This is a genomic window from Microcella indica (assembly GCF_013414345.1).
Lineage (GTDB): Bacteria > Actinomycetota > Actinomycetes > Actinomycetales > Microbacteriaceae > Microcella > Microcella indica.
Genome location: NZ_CP058670.1, coordinates 1,025,565 through 1,040,531 on the forward strand (window position 1 = coordinate 1,025,565; position 14,967 = coordinate 1,040,531).

Sequence of the window (14,967 nt, forward strand, 5' to 3'; positions counted from 1 at the left end):
TCGAACCCCGCACGGATCACCGAACTCCCGTCTGGTGCTCGCCTCCAGCAGCCAATGTCTGGGGACAGCCGTAGCCTGGGCACAGCCCTTCCCGAGGAGAACCCGTGTACCTGACCATGAACGAGCACGGCGAGCGACTGCTCGTCACTTCGGCGAGCGACCTCAGTCGCGCCGCCGAGTGCGAGTTTGCCGTCGCGCGCGACCTGGACGCGCGGCTCGGGCGACTGCCCGCCGTCGAGCAGCCGCACGACGCGATGCTCGAGCGCACCTCCACTATGGGCGACGCACACGAAGCCGCGATCATCGCCGACTACCGCGCTCGCGCCGACCACCCCGACGACGTGCTCGAGATCGACCGCGCCGACAGCGCCGAGCTCGACGCCATCGAGCCCTACGCCGAACAGACCCTCGACGCGCTGCGGCGCGGCGTTCCCGTCATCGTGCAGGCCACCTTCGTCGACCGCGATCACAACACGGGGGAGTCGGGCGACCTGCCGATCGCCTTCGTCGGGTACGCCGACTTCCTCGTGCGGATGCCCGACGGCGCCTACCGCGTGCAAGACAGCAAACTCGCACGCCGCGCCAAAGTGACCGCACTGCTGCAGCTCGCCGCCTACGCCGAGCAGCTCGAGCGGCTCGGCATCCCCGTCGACCGGGAGGTGGAGCTGATCCTCGGCAACCGTGAGCGGAGCATCCACCGCCTCGACGACATCGCTCCAGTACTGCGCGCCCGACGCGCCCGCCTGCACCAGCTGCTGCGCGACCGCCACGCCGCCGACGCGCCCATCGCGTGGCGCGACCCCAGCGTCACCTACTGCCGCAGCTGCGCCTGGTGCGAGCACGAGATCGCCGCCTACGACGACGTCAGCCAGGTCGCCGGGCTCAACGGAGCCCAGTGGACCAAGCTCGGCACCGCCGGCATCGAGACCCTCGCGCAGCTCGCCGAGAGCCGTGGCCCAGTAGAGGGCATCGCCGCGAGCACGCTCGACACCCTGCGTCTGCAAGCCGAACTGCAGCGCCACGCCGCCGGAGCCGAGCCCGGCACCGCCCCGCCCGTGCGCGTGCGCGACCCCGCCGTGCTGCACGCCCTGCCCGCGCCCAGCGCCGGCGACCTCTACTTCGACTTCGAAGGCGACCCGCTCTACGCCGAGCACGACCCCGCCCGCTGGGGCCTCGACTACCTCTTCGGCATGGTCGACACCGAGAGTCAGTTCACCGCGTATTGGGCGCACAGCTTCGCCGACGAACGGGATGTCCTGCTCGACTTCCTCGCCGACGTGCAAGCCCTCCGCGCCCTCCACCCCGACCTGCATGTCTACCACTACGCCGCCTACGAGCGCACGCACCTGCGGTCGCTCAGCGCCCGGCACGGGGTGGGGGAAGAGGTCGTCGACGAGTGGCTGCGCAGCGGCCTGCTCGTCGACCTGTACCCGGTCGTGCGCAAAGCCCTGCGTGTGGGCAGCCCCAGCTACTCCATCAAGTACCTCGAACCCATCTACTGGCCCGAAGCACGCGAAGGTGCAGCCGTCGCGCGGGGCGACGACTCCGTCGCCGAGTACGTGCGCTCGCGCGAGCTGCGGGCCGCGGGCGACACCGCCGCCGCGCAGCAGATACTCGACGACATCGGCGACTACAACCGCGTCGACTGCGTCAGCACGCTGCGGCTCGCCTCGTGGCTGCGCGAGCTCGCGGCCGAGCATCCCGCGCCGGCACCCGCCCTGCTCGATGACGACGCCGTCGACGACGGGCCCGACATCGACGACTCGCCTTTGCGCAGCGCCCTGCTCGAGCTCGCCGCCAACGCCGACGGCACCCCCGCGACCGAGCCCGACCGTAGCCCCGAGCAGCGCGCCCTCGCCTACGCGGCGGCCGCCATCGACTACCACCGCCGCGAGCACAAGACCTACTGGTGGGAGCACTTCGACCGCCTCGTAGCACCCCTCGACGACTGGGCCGACGTGCGCGACGTCTTCACCGTGGCGCCGGATGCTCCGCACGAGTCCACCCCGTGGAGCAAGACCGGCAAGCAGCGGTCGCTGCGCCGCACGCTCACGCTCTACGGAACGTGGGCCCCCGGCTCCCGCCCGACCGTCGGCGGCATGAGCGGCCCGTTCGCCGTGTACGACCAGCCCGCGCCGATGCCGTCGAGCAACCGCGACCGGCTCGCGCGCTCCACCCGCAGCGTCTCGATCGCGGCAGTCGCCGACGACCACGTCGTCGTCACCGAGACACTCTCCGACGGAGTCGACGAGTACGACGACCTGCCCGTCGCCCTCACGCCCGGGCCGCCCCCGCCCGCCGGGCAGCAGAAGCCCGCCATCGAGGAGTGGGGAGCCGCGCTTCTCGATGCGGCCTCGACGACGCTCCCGGAAGAGTGGCCGCGCGATGCTGCGACCGATCTCCTCCGCCGCGTACGGCCGCGCATCCAGGACGCGCCCGAAGGCACCGTCTTCGACTGCCGGTGGCCGGGCATGGCGGCCCGACCAGCCGAGGGTCACTACATGATCGCGACCGTCGTCGCGCACCTGCTCGACCTCGACCGCTCCTACCTCGCCGTGCAAGGCCCGCCCGGCACCGGCAAGACCTACCTCGGCTCCCACGTCATTGCCACCCTCGTGCGAGAGCACGGCTGGAAGGTCGGCGTCGTCGCGCAGAGCCACACGACCGTCGAGCACGTGCTCACCGGCGTCGTGCAGGCCGGGCTCGACGGGCGACGCGTCGGCAAGGCGCCCAAGGGTGGCGGCGACCCCGCCGACTACGCGACCGCGCGCTGGACGGTACTCGGCAAGGCCGACCAGCTCGCCTCCTTCACCGCCGACCGCGCTGTTGACGGACACGGGGGCTACGTGATCGGCGGCACCGCGTGGGACTTCGCCAACCCCAAGCGCGCCGGCCGCCGCAGCCTCGACCTGCTCGTGATCGACGAAGCTGGCCAGTTCTCCCTCGCCGCCACCATCGCCGCGAGCATGAGTGCGAAGAATCTGCTGCTGCTCGGCGACCCCCAGCAGCTGCCCCAGGTCAGCCAGGGCACGCACCCTGAACCGATCGACGGCAGCGCCCTCGGCTACCTCAGCGAGGGGCACGACGTGCTGCCCGAGGAGTTCGGCTACTTTCTTGCCGAGACCCGCCGACTGCATCCCGCCCTCGTCGAACCCGTGTCGCTGCTCAGCTACGAAGGCCAGTTGTTCGCGCACGAGAGCACCTCAGAGCGACGGCTCGAGGGCGTCGCGCCCGGGCTGCACCCCGTGCCCGTCGAGCACCACGGCAACGCCACCGAGTCGGTCGACGAAGCCGACGAGGTCGTGCGCCTCGTGCAGCAGCACCTCGGCGCAGCGTGGTTCGACGGCGAGCAAGTGGGTGCACCCACACGGCCCCTCGAGAGCCGCGACATCATCGTCGTCACCCCCTACAACGCGCAGCAGCAGACCATCCGCGAACGGCTCGACGCCGCCGGGCTGCACGACACGCGCGTCGGCACCGTCGACAAGTTCCAGGGGCAGGAAGCCGTCATCGCGATCGTCTCGCTCGCCGCCTCGAACTCACGTGACGCACCCCGCGGCATGGAGTTCCTCCTCAACCGCAACCGCCTCAACGTCGCTATCTCGCGGGCCCAGTGGGCGGCCTACCTCGTGTACTCACCCGGGCTGCTCGACTCGCTGCCCGCCACACCAGGGGGAGTCGCCGAGCTCAGCGCCTTCATCCGCCTCACCGAGGAACGGCCCGATTGACCGGCACCGGGAGTGCCACCAACCTCTCCTCCCCGTGAAGCTGTCGACGTAGCGAGTCCACGGTCGCCCCTCGAGCATGCGCACGAAGTGACTTAGTAAGGCACTCTTCCTCGAATGATCTCCACTTCATCCACCCGCGATTGATTCGGCCACTTCTGTGAACTATGGTTGGCGACAGATAGAGGTGAGAAAGACGGCCATCTTCGACCGGTGGTTGTCGAATGTCAAGGACATGCGCGCCGTCGCACGCATCCTGGTGCGCATCGATCGACTCGCACAGGGGAACGCAGGCGACGCTCGATCGATAGGTTCAGGACTATGGGAACTGCGCATCGACTGCGGGCCCGGGTACCGGGTCTACTACCTGCGACGCGGAAAGGCTCTCGTGCTTCTGTTGTGCGGCGGTGACAAGTCGACGCAGTCGCGTGACATCGAGCGGGCGTACGAGTTGGCGAGCGAGTGGAGAGGGCGGCACCATGAAAGCTGAGACGGTGAGTCGCTTTGATGCGGCCGACTACCTACCGGACGTGGAAACGGCGGCGGCGTACCTGGAAGCCGCGATCGAAGAAGCCGGAGACGACCCGGCTGTGATCGCTACGGCTCTTGGCGCCATCGCGCGTTCCGGCAACCTCAGCGAGTTGTCACGTCGAACAGGGATAAGCCGCGAAGGTCTGTACAAGGCGCTCTCCGCCGAGGGCAATCCCAGCTTTGCGACGATCGTCAAGGTAGCTAGGGCTCTCGGGCTCTCCATCGAGTTCCACGCCAGCGCACCGTAGGACGCATGCACACAGCCTGTGCCATGGCTTCAGACAGTCAACTATCGCCGTCGCGGCGCGGGTAATTTCGTCATACGATAATGCGCATGGAGAGAGGCGAGACGGTCGTTGGCGAACCGGTCGCCGACGAGCAGATCGTTGCATGGGCCGCCGAGGCTGAGTCCGGCTACGGTGTGGACGCTCTCAAGAAACGTGGCCGCGGTCGACCCGGTCGCGGGGCGGTTGCCTCGCAAGTAGTCGCACTGCGCCTCACCGAGGAGGAACTCGCCGACATCGATGCGCGTGCCGCGCGTGATGGAAAGACGCGCTCTGACGTGATTCGAGAGGCATTGCACAACGCAGTCACGTGAGATCCAGGCTCGCTGCGTCTCTCGCTACCGTGGAGCCATGCGCGTACGACTCCGCCTCGCAGACTCCGCGCCCTTAATCTGGCGCACGCTCGACATCGATCCGAGCACACCCCTCGACGTCATGCACCTCGTGCTGCAGCGGCTCTTCGACTGGCAGAACGTGCACCTGCACCAGTGGCGCACCCTCGACCCCTGCTCTCGCGCCCACGACGGCGTCGACCTCGCGTGGCTGCCCGCCAACCTGCTCGACGAGATGGACGGACTGCCCGACACCGACGAGACGATCGGCGACGCGCTCGCCCTCGCCGACGGCACGCTCCACTACGAGTACGACTTCGGCGACAGCTGGCACGTCGCGATCGAACGGCTCGACGACGAGAGCGACGACATCAAACGCAGCAACGATGCCCGGCCCATGCCCGCGGTCGACGGCGCAAGGCGCGGCCCGCTCGACGACGTCGGAGGTATCCACGCCTGGAACGAGGCCGTCGCCATCCCGCAACGTTCTCGCATGCCCGTCGACCCGGCGCAGTTCGACCCGGCAACGGCGACCGCGTCGGTGCGCCGACTGCTCGACGTCACGACCGAGCTGCCCGCGCTGCGGCCACTGCTGACGCGCGTGAACTCCGAAGTGGGACAGAAGTGGCTCGAGCGCGCTGCGGCGGCGGCCGAACATCCACCGATTGCCACCGACGCCGCAATCGAGGCGAGCATCGCGCCCGTCCGCTGGATGCTCCGCCGTATCGGCCCCGAGGGCACAGCCCTCACCGCTGCAGGCTGGTTGCCGCCCGCCCTCGTGCGCGAGGCCATGCGCGAGCTCGGCGGGGAGCACCGCGATGTCGGGAAGATGAACCGGGAAGATCTCACTCCCGACATCTCCGACCTGCGTGCCCGGATGCGCTGGCTCGGGCTGCTGCGCGTTGCGAAGGGCCGCATCGCGTTGACGGCGGTCGCGCGGCGCCTTGTCGGCGACCCGGGCGGGCTGTGGCGGCACGTCGCCGAGAACCTCGTTTCCCGGCAGACGAGCGACGTCAGCCGCGACCTCATGCTGCTGCTAGCCCTGCACCTGGTCACGGGCCGAACGCTCGACGAGCGGCAGCTCGCGGCGCAACTCGCGCTCGACCTCACCGCTCTCGGCTGGCGCGATCCGGGTAGGGGAGTCCCCGGCGATCAGCTGGAAGGCACCGTGTCGACAGACTCGGTGCGGTACATGCTCTACGAGGTGCTCCCGGCGCTGCACGACCTCGGCGCGTTCGCAGAAGGCCGCAAGCGCTGGGAGTGGAGTGGCGAGCTGACCTCTACTGGTCGTGCGCTGGGCTGGCAGATGCTTGGCAGAATGCTGCCCGCCTAGAGCCGCCTCCTCGGGTTGCTCCTCCCCAGCAGGTCGGGCGGGTTGCCACCGCACGGATGTTGGCACGATCGACATGCGGAGTCGACTCGCGCGGCATCCTTCACGGCATGACCGGCGCCTTCCGCACCTACCGCCCCGTGGCCGCCGACGACCTTGAGCGACTCGAAGCGCGCATCGCCTCCGTGCTCGGCCCCGCCATCCGCTGGCAGCTGTGGTTGTTCTTCCCGCCCAGCGCGTTCGGCGGCGACGGGCTCAGCATGCCGTGCAACGACCTGCCGCGGCGCCCGCCCGCCGACGCGGCCGACATGCTGTTCACGGCGATCGATGAGATCGCCCGCCACACCGCGCACACCGAGCTTATTCTCGCGCTCGAGCGGCGCGGGTCGCCCGACCCCGGTCGCCTCGACCGCGACTGGATGCGCGTCGTCGCCGACGCCTGCGACCGGGCGGGCGTGCACCTGCGGTCCGTCCTCATCAGTCACACGCGCGGCGTACGCGAGCACGCGCCGCCCGAGTCGACCCTCGTCGAAGCCTGATCCGTGAAAGTTATACCCGGTTATACTTTCGGCATGAAGACCGCGATCTCGGTTCCCGACCCGCTGTTCGAGAAGGTGGAACGTGCGCGGCCCGATCTCGGCATGAGCCGCTCGCAGTTCTACGCGACCGCGGCGAAGCACTACCTCGACAGCGTCGAGCGTGAGGCTCTCACGAGCGAGATCGACGCGGCACTGCAGACCGTGCGCGGCGACTCCCACGCGCAGGCTGCGGAGGAGCACGAGCGCGCCGACCTCTCGCAACAGTCGCTGCGTCGGCTGGAGCTCCTCACTGAGGATGACGACTGGTGATCGCACGCGGCGACGTGTGCTGGGTCGATCTCGGGCCCATCGTCGATCGGGGCCCGGCAAAGCACCGCCCCGTCGTCATCGTCCAGAGCGACGACTACACGCGCTCCCGACTCGGCACGGTCGTCGTCGCGGCGATCTCGAGCAGCACAGCGCGTGCGGGCATCCCCGGGAACGTTTTCGTCCCTACGAGCGCGAGCGGGTTGCCGAAAGACTCCGTCGTGATCGCCACTGAGGTGCTGACGCTCGACCGAGACCACATCGGCGAGCCGATCGGCCGGCTGCCGACGCCCCTCATGCGGGAGATCGACTCGGGGCTGCGGCGCGTGCTCAGTCTGTAGGGCGGCTCGGCTCGCGCTGAGCATCCCGAACCGCATCATGACCGGGCTTCGCCTGCCACGGCCAGCGGCCCGTGATCTCCAGCTCGAGCACGAAGCTCAAGCCGGTGCGCACGAGCACGATGATGGCGAGCACTCCCACGTTCTCGAGGGTCGGCTCGACCGCGACCGTGCGCACGATGTCGCCCGCGACGAGGAACTCGAGGCCCAGCAGGATCGACCGGCCCAGGTGTCGGCGCAGCGACTCGAAGACGTCACCTGACCGTCGCACCAGGTTGGGCACCGCGAGGGCCGCCGAGACCAGTACGCCCACGAGGACGGCGACGATGCCGACCCCCTCGAGCACGTTTGCGGCCAAAGATGCCCATTCGCGAAACTGTTCATCGATCAGCATGCCGACAGCCTAGGTGTACTCGGTCATGACGTTGGTGACACTCGGGTGATCGGGGGTTTGCCTCCGCAGGCGGTGTGGGCTCGAGTGTAGTTGTAGTGCTCCAGCCAGGGCTCCAGGGCGTCGTGGCGGGCCTGGTTCGAGGTGAAGGGGTGCCGGTATGCCCAGCTCTTTTGCATGGTCCGGTTGAAGCGCTCGGCCTTGCCGTTCTGCCACGGGCAGTGCGGTTTGGTCAGCACGTGGCGTGCGCCAAGCACCGTCAGAACGTCTTGGAAATCGCGGGAGCGGCGGTAGTTCCACGCGTTGTCGGTCATCACTCGGCGGATGGTGATGCCGTGGGCGGCGAAGAACTCGGCTGCGGCTTTCAGGAACGCCGCGCAGGTGGCGCCGGTCTCATCGGGCAGGATCTGCGCGAACGCCAGCCGGGAGTGGTCATCGACGGCGACGTGGACGTAGTCGAACCCGAGGCGGCGTTGCCGCCGACCGTGATGATCGATCGTGTCGGGCCCCTCGATGCGCCACCCGCCGCCGAAGGGGATACGGCCCAGCTTCTTCACATCGATATGGATCAGGTCCCCAGGCTTGTCGTGTTCGTAACGGTGCGAGCTGCGGCGGGATGCTCGGATCTGCACCCCGGTGACGGGGTCGAGCTCAAACAGTTTCGGCAGACCGGCGCGGGCGACGATGCGGGAGGCGGTGGAGGCACTCACCCCGCAGGTGACAGCCAGATCGGTCGGCCCCACGCGTTGCGCTACGCGCACCGCTATCACCGCTGCCGCCTGCGAAACCGGTGTTCTGGTCGGCGACCGTCGCGGCCGTGAAGACCTGTCGTTCAGGCCTGCGAGGCCCTCGGACCGGTATCGAGTAACCCAACGGTGAGCGCACTGCCGGGACACGCCCAGCTCTTTAGCGACATGCGCCACGGGGCGTCCGTCGAGCACGCGTTGAGCGAGAAGGTGACGACCACGAGGAGTGATGTCGACAACGCTCGAAAATTGGACAGTATCGACGCTTGAAATGTGAACACTCGACGATTGGAGAGTGATCACTTTGGAAGATTGGGCATTGATTCGGAGGTTGGCTGCGGAGGGCGTGCCGAAGGCGCGGATCGCGGCGCGGTTGGGGATATCGCGGACCACGGTGGTGAAGGCGGTGCAGTCAGATTCCCCGCCGAGGTATCAGCGCAAACCTGCCTCGTCGTCCTTCAGCCCCGTCGAGGCGCGGGTGCGGCAACTGTTGGAAGACAATCCCGAGTTGCCGGCTGTGGTGCTCGCGGAGCGGGTCGAGTGGACGGGGTCGATGAGCTGGTTCCGTCAGAACGTGAAGCGGCTGAGGCCGGATCATCGCCGGATTGATCCCGCGGACCGGCTCACCTGGGAGCCAGGAGATGCTGCGCAGTGTGATCTGTGGTTCCCGCCGCGGAAGATCCTGTTGGAGGACGGCACGCTGAAGCTGCTGCCGGTGCTGGTGATCACCGCCGCCCATTCCCGGTTCACCGTCGCCACGATGATCCCGACTCGCAAGACGGAGGATCTCTTGTTGGCATCGTGGGAGCTGATCCAGCAGTTGGGTCGCGTGCCGCGCAGACTGATCTGGGATAACGAGCCTGGCATCGGCCGGGGTCGGTCTGGCGCCGATGGTGTTGCCTCCTTCATGGGCACGTTGGCGACGAGGTTGGTGTTGTTGCCGCCCAGAGATCCGGAGTCCAAGGGCATCGTGGAGCGACGCAACGGCTGGTTCGAGACCTCATTCATGCCCGGCCGTTCCTTCATCTCCCCGGCGGACTTCAACACTCAGTTCTCCGACTGGCTCACTCGCGCGAACTCGCGGGTGGTGCGCACGATCAAGGCGCGCCCGATCGAGAGGATCGATGCTGATCGTGCCGCGATGCTGCCCCTGCCGCCAATCCCGTTGCATTTGGGGTGGCGCTCCAGGATCCGGTTGGGACGCGACTACTACGTTCGGTTGGACACCAACGACTACTCCGTCGATCCGAGCGTGATCGGTCAACTCGTCGATGTCACCGCGGACCTGCACCGCGTCCGGGTTCGCGCCGCGGGACGCTTGGTCGCCGATCACCCCCGAGCGTGGGCGCGGGGGATGACGATCACCGATCCGGTCCACGTTGAGCGTGCGGCACGCTTGCGTCAACAGTTTCAGCAGCCACGCCCGGTTCGCGTTGCTGATGATCTGGCCCGCGACCTTGGCGACTACGACCGCGCATTCGGCCTGACCGGTGAGGTCAGCTGATGGCAACCTCGAAGACGTCCTCGGAGTCGGTGAAGCAGATCACCTATCTCGCCGCCGCGCTCAAAGCGCCCCGGATCGTGGAGGCCGCCACGCGCCTGGCTGACCAAGCCCGAGATGCCAGCTGGACGCACGAGGACTACCTCGCCGCCGTGCTGGAGCGCGAGGTGTCCGCTCGGAACGCCTCCGGAGCAGAGCTGAGGATCAAAGCCGCAGCCTTGCCGACCCGCAAGACGTTGGAAGACTTCGACTGGGACGCTCAACCGGCAACACGTCAGCAGATCGCAGCACTGGCCTCGGGGGCCTTCCTCACCGAGGCTCGCAACGTGGTGCTGTTGGGCCCGCCCGGCACCGGCAAAACGCACCTCGCGACAGCGCTCGGGATCGTCGCGGCCCGCGCCGGGCATCGCGTGCTCTTCGCGACAGCGACGGACTGGGTCACCCGCCTCACCGACGCCCACCGGCAAGGTCGCCTCCCGCAAGAGCTCGCGCGGTTGCGGCGTTACGGGCTGATCATCGTCGATGAGGTCGGCTACCTCCCCATCGAGCAAGACGCCGCGAACCTGTTCTTCCAACTCGTCTCTTCCCGCTACGAACACGCCTCGCTCATCTTGACCAGCAACCTGCCGTTCTCCAGCTGGGGCAACGTCTTCGGCGACCAAGCCGTCGCCGCGGCGATGATCGACCGCATCGTGCACCACGCCGACGTGCTCACCCTCAAGGGCGCCAGCTACCGACTGCGCGGCCGAGGCATCGACAGTCTCCCCAGCAGCCGCACCACGACCGACAACACCGCTGGCTAGACTGCCCGCAACCGTTCACTTTTCCAGCGTCGGAACCGTCCAGAACTCAAGCGTCGTCGACAAGTGAGCCGCGCATTACGGTGGGTCATAGAGAAGGCCTCCACTTCGGTGACGTTGAACACCACCAATGTTGGAGGCCTTCTCCCTACAGAAGTGTCACCAACCTGCTGACCGAGTACACCTAGGAGACTGCTGAACAAGGGGTCTTGACCGTGGTCGGCTGGGCCGTGTCGGTTCTCTGGGCGGGCGTCGGTGGCTCGGTTCTTGGTCTGCCGTGCCAATAGTTGTCTGCCCGGAAGGCGGCGTTGCGGCACTGTTGGCGGGGGTTCCGCCGAGCTGCGACCGTGATTGGGCGCACTGGCTGGCTCTATCCGAGCGCCCAGTTCCCGTTGTGGAAGGTGAGGCCGAGGTTGAGAAGTCGTTTGAGGTTGATTCCGGCGGCGCGGGTGACCCACCAGGCGTTGTTCTTCGCGACGCCACGGAACGGCACGCGTCTGGCGTCGCGGGTGAGCCACGCGATTGAGCGTTCGACCATTGGCCGGTGTTGCCGGTAATCGGCTTGGAAGCCAGGATCTGAATCCCCCCGGCGTGTTCGGAGACTCGATTCCTTGGAAGGATCAGTCTCATGGCACGACCCAACAAGTATCCGCGCGAGCTTCGTGAGCGCGCAGTCCGCATGGTCGCCGAGGTGCGGCCTGACTATCCCAGCGAGCACGCCGCGATCACCGCGGTCGCCGGCATGCTCGGCATCGGCTCGCCCGAAACGGTCCGAACCTGGATTCGGCGGCAGCAGGTCGATGTCGGCCAACGGCCGGGGGTGACCACCGAGGCGCAGGCGGAGATCAAGAAGCTCAAACGAGAGAACGCCGAGTTGCGGCGGGCGAACGAGATATTGAAGGCGGCTTCGGCTTTCTTCGCGGCCGAACTCGACCGGCCAGCGAAGCGATAGTCGCGTTCATCACCGACCACAAGGACCGCAATGATGGTGGCCTGCGATGGGGTGTCGAGTCGATCTGCGCCGTGCTCACCCAGCATGAGGTGAAGATCGCCCCATCGACCTACTATGACGCCCGCAAGCGTCGACCCTCAGCGCGGCAGGTGTCCGATGAGCGGTGGAAGCCGATCGTGCTGGGCTGCTGGCAGCGGCAACGGCGCGTGCTGGGCGCTCGGAAGCTCTGGTTGCGTCTGCGCCGCGAGGGCCACGACATTGCCCGTTGCACGGTGGAGCGCCTCATGCGCGAGCTCGGCATCGCTGGCGTGCGACGTGGGAAACGCACCAATCCGGTCGATGCTGACCCGCGCGAGACCAGACCTGCCGACCTTGTCGATCGGCATTTCGCCAGGTTCCGCACGAACCAACTCTGGGTCGCTGACTTCACCTACGTGTGGTCGTGGTCCGGATGGGTTTACGTCGCGTTCGTGTTCGATGTTCACTCCCGCCGCATCCTGGGCTGGCGGGCGGCGACGAGAATGACGACGCCGCTGGTGCTCGACTGCCTGGAGATGGCGTTCTGGACCAGGCGCCGCGAGGGCGTCGCCGACTTCGCCGGACTGACGCATCACACCGATGCCGGCAGCGTCTATACGTCCATTGCCTTCACCGACCGCCTGATCGAGGAAGGCATCGACCCCTCGGTTGGATCCGTCGGCGACGCCTACGACAACTCCCTCGCGGAGTCCCAGATCGGACTCTATAAGACCGAGTTGATCCATCACGAAGGGCCCTGGCGAAACGTCGATCAGGTCGAGGCCGCGACCGCGGACTGGGTGCAGTGGTTTAACACCGAACGCATCCACAGTTCGATCGATGACCTCACCCCGATCGAACTGGAGCAGCTCGAATATGCTCTGACCGAGCCCCTCGAACAAGCGGGCTGACACCAGCAATACGCTCTCCGAACACGCCGGGGGGATTCAATCCGCGGCTCGGGCCCGGTGTTCGCGTTTGATCCGGTCATGCGCAGTCACGGTCATCTTCCGTCCTCGCGCCGCCGTGGTGCATCGAAGCTTCAACGGACAGGAGGAGCAGACGCTGCCGAAGGTCACTGTTCCCTTGGCGGCGATCGGTCGGGTGACTCCGGCCGGGCAGGTCATCGTTCCCGCGGTGTCATCGACGGTGAAGTCATCGATGGTGAACCCGTCAGGAACCGCCCGGGCCAGCGGCATCGGCTTGATAATCGCGGTGTGACCGGCGGTTCCGATCTGGTCGAGCAGCTCACCGCTGCCGTAGGCCGAATCGGCCAGCACGTCGACCGGTTCCTCGCCGATGCTGGTATCGGCGGTGAGCAGCTCCGCCCCGCGGGCCGCGTCGCTGTTCGCCGCCCCGGACGCCTTCGTGAGGGCGGCAGCGGTGACCAGACCGGTGTCCGGCTCGATCACAACGTGGGCTTTGAAGCCGTCCTGCTTCTTCTCCCGCGACTTGTGCGCATGCCGGGTGTCCGGATCAACGGTTGAGATCATCCGCGGGGCGACCTTCCGGGCGATCCGCCACCGCCCATCGGTGCCATCGGAATCCTCCGCCGGCTCAACGTCCTGCCCTGCGACCAGTGCCAGCAACGCCACCGTTTCCTGCTCCTTCTCGCTCAGTTCGACACCGTCGAGCTCCGCCAGCAGCGTCAACGCGTCGTTCACCAACGCTGAGACGAGCAGATCGCGGGCGGCCGGGTCATCCCAGGCAATGTCCGGCTTCCCAGGCGTGGAGTAGTCATGCCCGGGCAGGCCCGCGATGAGCTCCGCCGTTGCGGGGACCTCCCGCCCGACTCGGCGGATCTGCGCGATCAGCTGGGTCACCGTGTCCTGCCGGGCAACCGCATCGTCGAGGATCGTGGAATCGATCGCCCGTCGCCGTCGACCGGTCAACGCCCCCGACTGAGCGATGACCTCGGCCACGGCATCGAAGATGCGATGCGGCCGCTCACTGCCAGCCAGACGGCGCCGCCAATACGTCAACACCGACGGGTGGAACGCTGTCTGGGCCACCGCGAACCCACAGGCCGCTTTCCAGCGCAGATCAAACGTGACCGCCTCCGCAGTCTCCCGATCGGAGAGGTTATGAATCGTCTGCAACACCAACACCGACGCGATCACATCCGCCGGGATCGAGGGACGACCCCGCCCGGACGGGAACAGATCCGCGAACGCGTCATCCGGGAACAGTTGCCTCCGGTGAGCGGCCAGGAACGCGAACACCGACCCCCGCGGGAGCAAATGACCCGCCCAGGACTGAACATCCAACAGTTGACGCTGACCATCGTCACTACCCTGCATGAACCAAGTCTTAACCCGCAGCCCGGACCAGTCCGCAGGCGCGCCTTAAACCCCCGAATTGTTCAGCGGTCTCCTAGGCGCGGTGCGGGCGAAGGCCGAGGCCGTTCCTCCACACTCGCTGGGACTGTCGTGAGGTACCGCGACCGCACCGAGAACCATCGCCAAGCTCCTCCACCTGGCAGTGTTGACTTCATGGTTAGTCCACTACGCTTAGTCCACATGGGCGAGCAGGTGAACGTGCACGAGGCGAAGACGCGCCTGTCGGAATTGCTCGCGCGCGTCGAACGCGGCGACGACATCGTCATCGCCCGCGGCGGAGTCCCCGTCGCGAGACTCGTTGCCGTCGAACCGTTGGCAGAGCGGGCCCTCGGATTCCTGCCCGGTCTCGACACGACACCTGCGTTCTTCGAGCCGCTGCCGAACGACGAGCTCTCCGCCTGGGAGCCCTAGTGGCGTTGCTGCTCGATACCCACGCTCTGCTGTGGGCGCTCGGGGCGCCCGACCGACTCCCTCCGAGGGTGCGTGCGATCCTCAGCGATCGTCGAGAGCGCATCGTCGTCTCCGCGGCCAGCGCATTCGAGATCGCCACGAAATACCGCCTCGGCCGCCTCGACTCCGCCGAACCGCTTGTGCGCGACTTCACCGGCATCGTCGAGCGCCTCGGCGCCGACCAGTTGCCGATCAGGTCTGCGCATGGCATCGCCGCCGGGCTGCTGAGCTGGGCGCACCGGGACCCTTTCGACAGAATGCTCGCGGCGCAAGCCTCAGCAGAGGGGCTACCCCTCGCCACCGTGGACCGCGTCTTCGACGAGGCGGCCGGCGTCACTGTCGTCTGGGATTGACGACGACCGCCTCTCCAGCCCGACTCCGCCGA

Annotated in this window: 16 protein-coding genes and 1 pseudogene; 13 read left to right on the forward strand and 4 right to left on the reverse strand. The window is 67.5% G+C overall.

Annotated features, from left to right (window positions below; all coding sequences use genetic code 11):
* The first annotated feature begins 104 nt into the window (after window positions 1-104).
* The 8 genes from HUJ41_RS05015 (at window position 105) to HUJ41_RS05050 (ending at window position 7,388) form a co-directional block, all read left to right on the forward strand.
* The gene (locus tag HUJ41_RS05015) at window positions 105-3,728 is read left to right on the forward strand and encodes a TM0106 family RecB-like putative nuclease (RefSeq protein WP_348531842.1); all 3,624 of its coding nucleotides are present in this window, start codon (window positions 105-107) and stop codon (window positions 3,726-3,728) included.
* A 184-nt stretch (window positions 3,729-3,912) separates the two neighbouring features.
* Window positions 3,913-4,215 carry a type II toxin-antitoxin system RelE/ParE family toxin gene (locus HUJ41_RS05020; protein ID WP_224744606.1) on the forward strand — a complete coding sequence of 101 codons (303 nt, stop codon included), beginning with the start codon at window positions 3,913-3,915 and terminating at the stop codon, window positions 4,213-4,215.
* The gene (locus HUJ41_RS05025) at window positions 4,205-4,504 is read left to right on the forward strand and encodes an addiction module antidote protein (protein WP_152583106.1); all 300 of its coding nucleotides are present in this window, start codon (window positions 4,205-4,207) and stop codon (window positions 4,502-4,504) included. Before HUJ41_RS05020 ends, HUJ41_RS05025 begins: the two co-directional genes overlap by 11 nt.
* A gap of 86 nt (window positions 4,505-4,590) precedes the next feature.
* Window positions 4,591-4,854, forward strand: coding sequence for a ribbon-helix-helix protein, CopG family (locus HUJ41_RS05030; protein ID WP_152583105.1), 264 nt, complete (start codon window positions 4,591-4,593; stop codon window positions 4,852-4,854).
* Window positions 4,855-4,891: 37 nt separating this feature from the next.
* Window positions 4,892-6,205 (forward strand): plasmid pRiA4b ORF-3 family protein, encoded by a 1,314-nt coding sequence (locus tag HUJ41_RS05035; RefSeq protein ID WP_179873609.1) that lies wholly within the window; start codon window positions 4,892-4,894, stop codon window positions 6,203-6,205.
* 107 nt (window positions 6,206-6,312) lie between these two features.
* Window positions 6,313-6,741: a hypothetical protein gene (locus HUJ41_RS05040; protein WP_179873610.1), complete on the forward strand. Its 429-nt coding sequence runs from the start codon at window positions 6,313-6,315 to the stop codon at window positions 6,739-6,741.
* A 33-nt stretch (window positions 6,742-6,774) separates the two neighbouring features.
* A complete protein-coding gene (locus HUJ41_RS05045; protein ID WP_179873611.1) occupies window positions 6,775-7,050 on the forward strand; it encodes a hypothetical protein in 276 nt (91 codons plus the stop codon).
* The gene (locus tag HUJ41_RS05050; protein ID WP_246299325.1) at window positions 7,047-7,388 is read left to right on the forward strand and encodes a type II toxin-antitoxin system PemK/MazF family toxin; all 342 of its coding nucleotides are present in this window, start codon (window positions 7,047-7,049) and stop codon (window positions 7,386-7,388) included. The genes HUJ41_RS05045 and HUJ41_RS05050 overlap by 4 nt, the downstream gene beginning before the upstream one ends.
* On the opposite strand, the gene HUJ41_RS05055 is transcribed toward HUJ41_RS05050, so the two are convergent.
* Together HUJ41_RS05055 and HUJ41_RS05060 are read right to left on the reverse strand one after the other, a co-directional pair.
* Window positions 7,378-7,779, reverse strand: a complete 402-nt coding sequence (locus HUJ41_RS05055; RefSeq protein WP_152583100.1) for a DUF1622 domain-containing protein — start codon at window positions 7,777-7,779, stop codon at window positions 7,378-7,380. The genes HUJ41_RS05050 and HUJ41_RS05055 overlap by 11 nt on opposite strands.
* 23 nt (window positions 7,780-7,802) lie before the next feature.
* Window positions 7,803-8,753, reverse strand: a complete 951-nt coding sequence (locus HUJ41_RS05060) for an IS481 family transposase (RefSeq protein WP_179873881.1) — start codon at window positions 8,751-8,753, stop codon at window positions 7,803-7,805.
* 64 nt (window positions 8,754-8,817) lie between these two features.
* Here HUJ41_RS05060 and istA point away from each other — a divergent pair, with 64 nt between their 5' ends.
* On the forward strand, window positions 8,818-10,026 hold the full coding sequence (istA, locus tag HUJ41_RS05065; RefSeq protein ID WP_179873612.1) for an IS21 family transposase: 1,209 nt from the start codon (window positions 8,818-8,820) through the stop codon (window positions 10,024-10,026).
* Window positions 10,026-10,826, forward strand: coding sequence for an IS21-like element helper ATPase IstB (istB, locus tag HUJ41_RS05070; protein ID WP_152584343.1), 801 nt, complete (start codon window positions 10,026-10,028; stop codon window positions 10,824-10,826). Before istA ends, istB begins: the two co-directional genes overlap by 1 nt.
* A gap of 367 nt (window positions 10,827-11,193) precedes the next feature.
* On the opposite strand, the gene HUJ41_RS12845 is transcribed toward istB, so the two are convergent.
* Window positions 11,194-11,541 (reverse strand): transposase, encoded by a 348-nt coding sequence (locus HUJ41_RS12845; RefSeq protein WP_218925647.1) that lies wholly within the window; start codon window positions 11,539-11,541, stop codon window positions 11,194-11,196.
* Between HUJ41_RS12845 and HUJ41_RS05080 the strand changes: the two genes are divergently transcribed.
* Window positions 11,452-12,704 (forward strand): IS3 family transposase gene (locus tag HUJ41_RS05080; protein ID WP_179872076.1). Its coding sequence is split into 2 segments (ribosomal slippage): window positions 11,452-11,734 and window positions 11,734-12,704, totalling 1,254 coding nucleotides; the frame shifts between segments, so codons are not numbered across the junction. The two genes, HUJ41_RS12845 and HUJ41_RS05080, sit on opposite strands and share 90 nt — an antisense overlap.
* 45 nt (window positions 12,705-12,749) lie before the next feature.
* Here HUJ41_RS05080 and HUJ41_RS05085 read toward each other — a convergent pair.
* Window positions 12,750-14,093 (reverse strand): annotated as a pseudogene (locus tag HUJ41_RS05085) (IS1182 family transposase); the annotation flags it as partial.
* Window positions 14,094-14,312: 219 nt separating this feature from the next.
* Between HUJ41_RS05085 and HUJ41_RS05090 the strand changes: the two are divergent.
* Together HUJ41_RS05090 and HUJ41_RS05095 are read left to right on the forward strand one after the other, a co-directional pair.
* The gene (locus HUJ41_RS05090) at window positions 14,313-14,543 is read left to right on the forward strand and encodes a type II toxin-antitoxin system Phd/YefM family antitoxin (RefSeq protein WP_179873614.1); all 231 of its coding nucleotides are present in this window, start codon (window positions 14,313-14,315) and stop codon (window positions 14,541-14,543) included.
* On the forward strand, window positions 14,543-14,935 hold the full coding sequence (locus HUJ41_RS05095) for a type II toxin-antitoxin system VapC family toxin (protein WP_179873615.1): 393 nt from the start codon (window positions 14,543-14,545) through the stop codon (window positions 14,933-14,935). Before HUJ41_RS05090 ends, HUJ41_RS05095 begins: the two co-directional genes overlap by 1 nt.
* The last annotated feature ends 32 nt before the right edge of the window (window positions 14,936-14,967 follow it).

Coding starts and splice junctions, on each gene's coding strand:
- HUJ41_RS05025 (WP_152583106.1), top strand. CDS start 4,205: ATGAAAGCTGAGACGGTGAGTCGCTTTGATGCGGCCGACTACCTACCG.
- HUJ41_RS05090 (WP_179873614.1), top strand. CDS start 14,313: ATGGGCGAGCAGGTGAACGTGCACGAGGCGAAGACGCGCCTGTCGGAA.
- HUJ41_RS05040 (WP_179873610.1), top strand. CDS start 6,313: ATGACCGGCGCCTTCCGCACCTACCGCCCCGTGGCCGCCGACGACCTT.
- HUJ41_RS05030 (WP_152583105.1), top strand. CDS start 4,591: ATGGAGAGAGGCGAGACGGTCGTTGGCGAACCGGTCGCCGACGAGCAG.
- HUJ41_RS05055 (WP_152583100.1), bottom strand. CDS start 7,779: ATGCTGATCGATGAACAGTTTCGCGAATGGGCATCTTTGGCCGCAAAC.
- istB (WP_152584343.1), top strand. CDS start 10,026: ATGGCAACCTCGAAGACGTCCTCGGAGTCGGTGAAGCAGATCACCTAT.
- HUJ41_RS05045 (WP_179873611.1), top strand. CDS start 6,775: ATGAAGACCGCGATCTCGGTTCCCGACCCGCTGTTCGAGAAGGTGGAA.
- HUJ41_RS05035 (WP_179873609.1), top strand. CDS start 4,892: ATGCGCGTACGACTCCGCCTCGCAGACTCCGCGCCCTTAATCTGGCGC.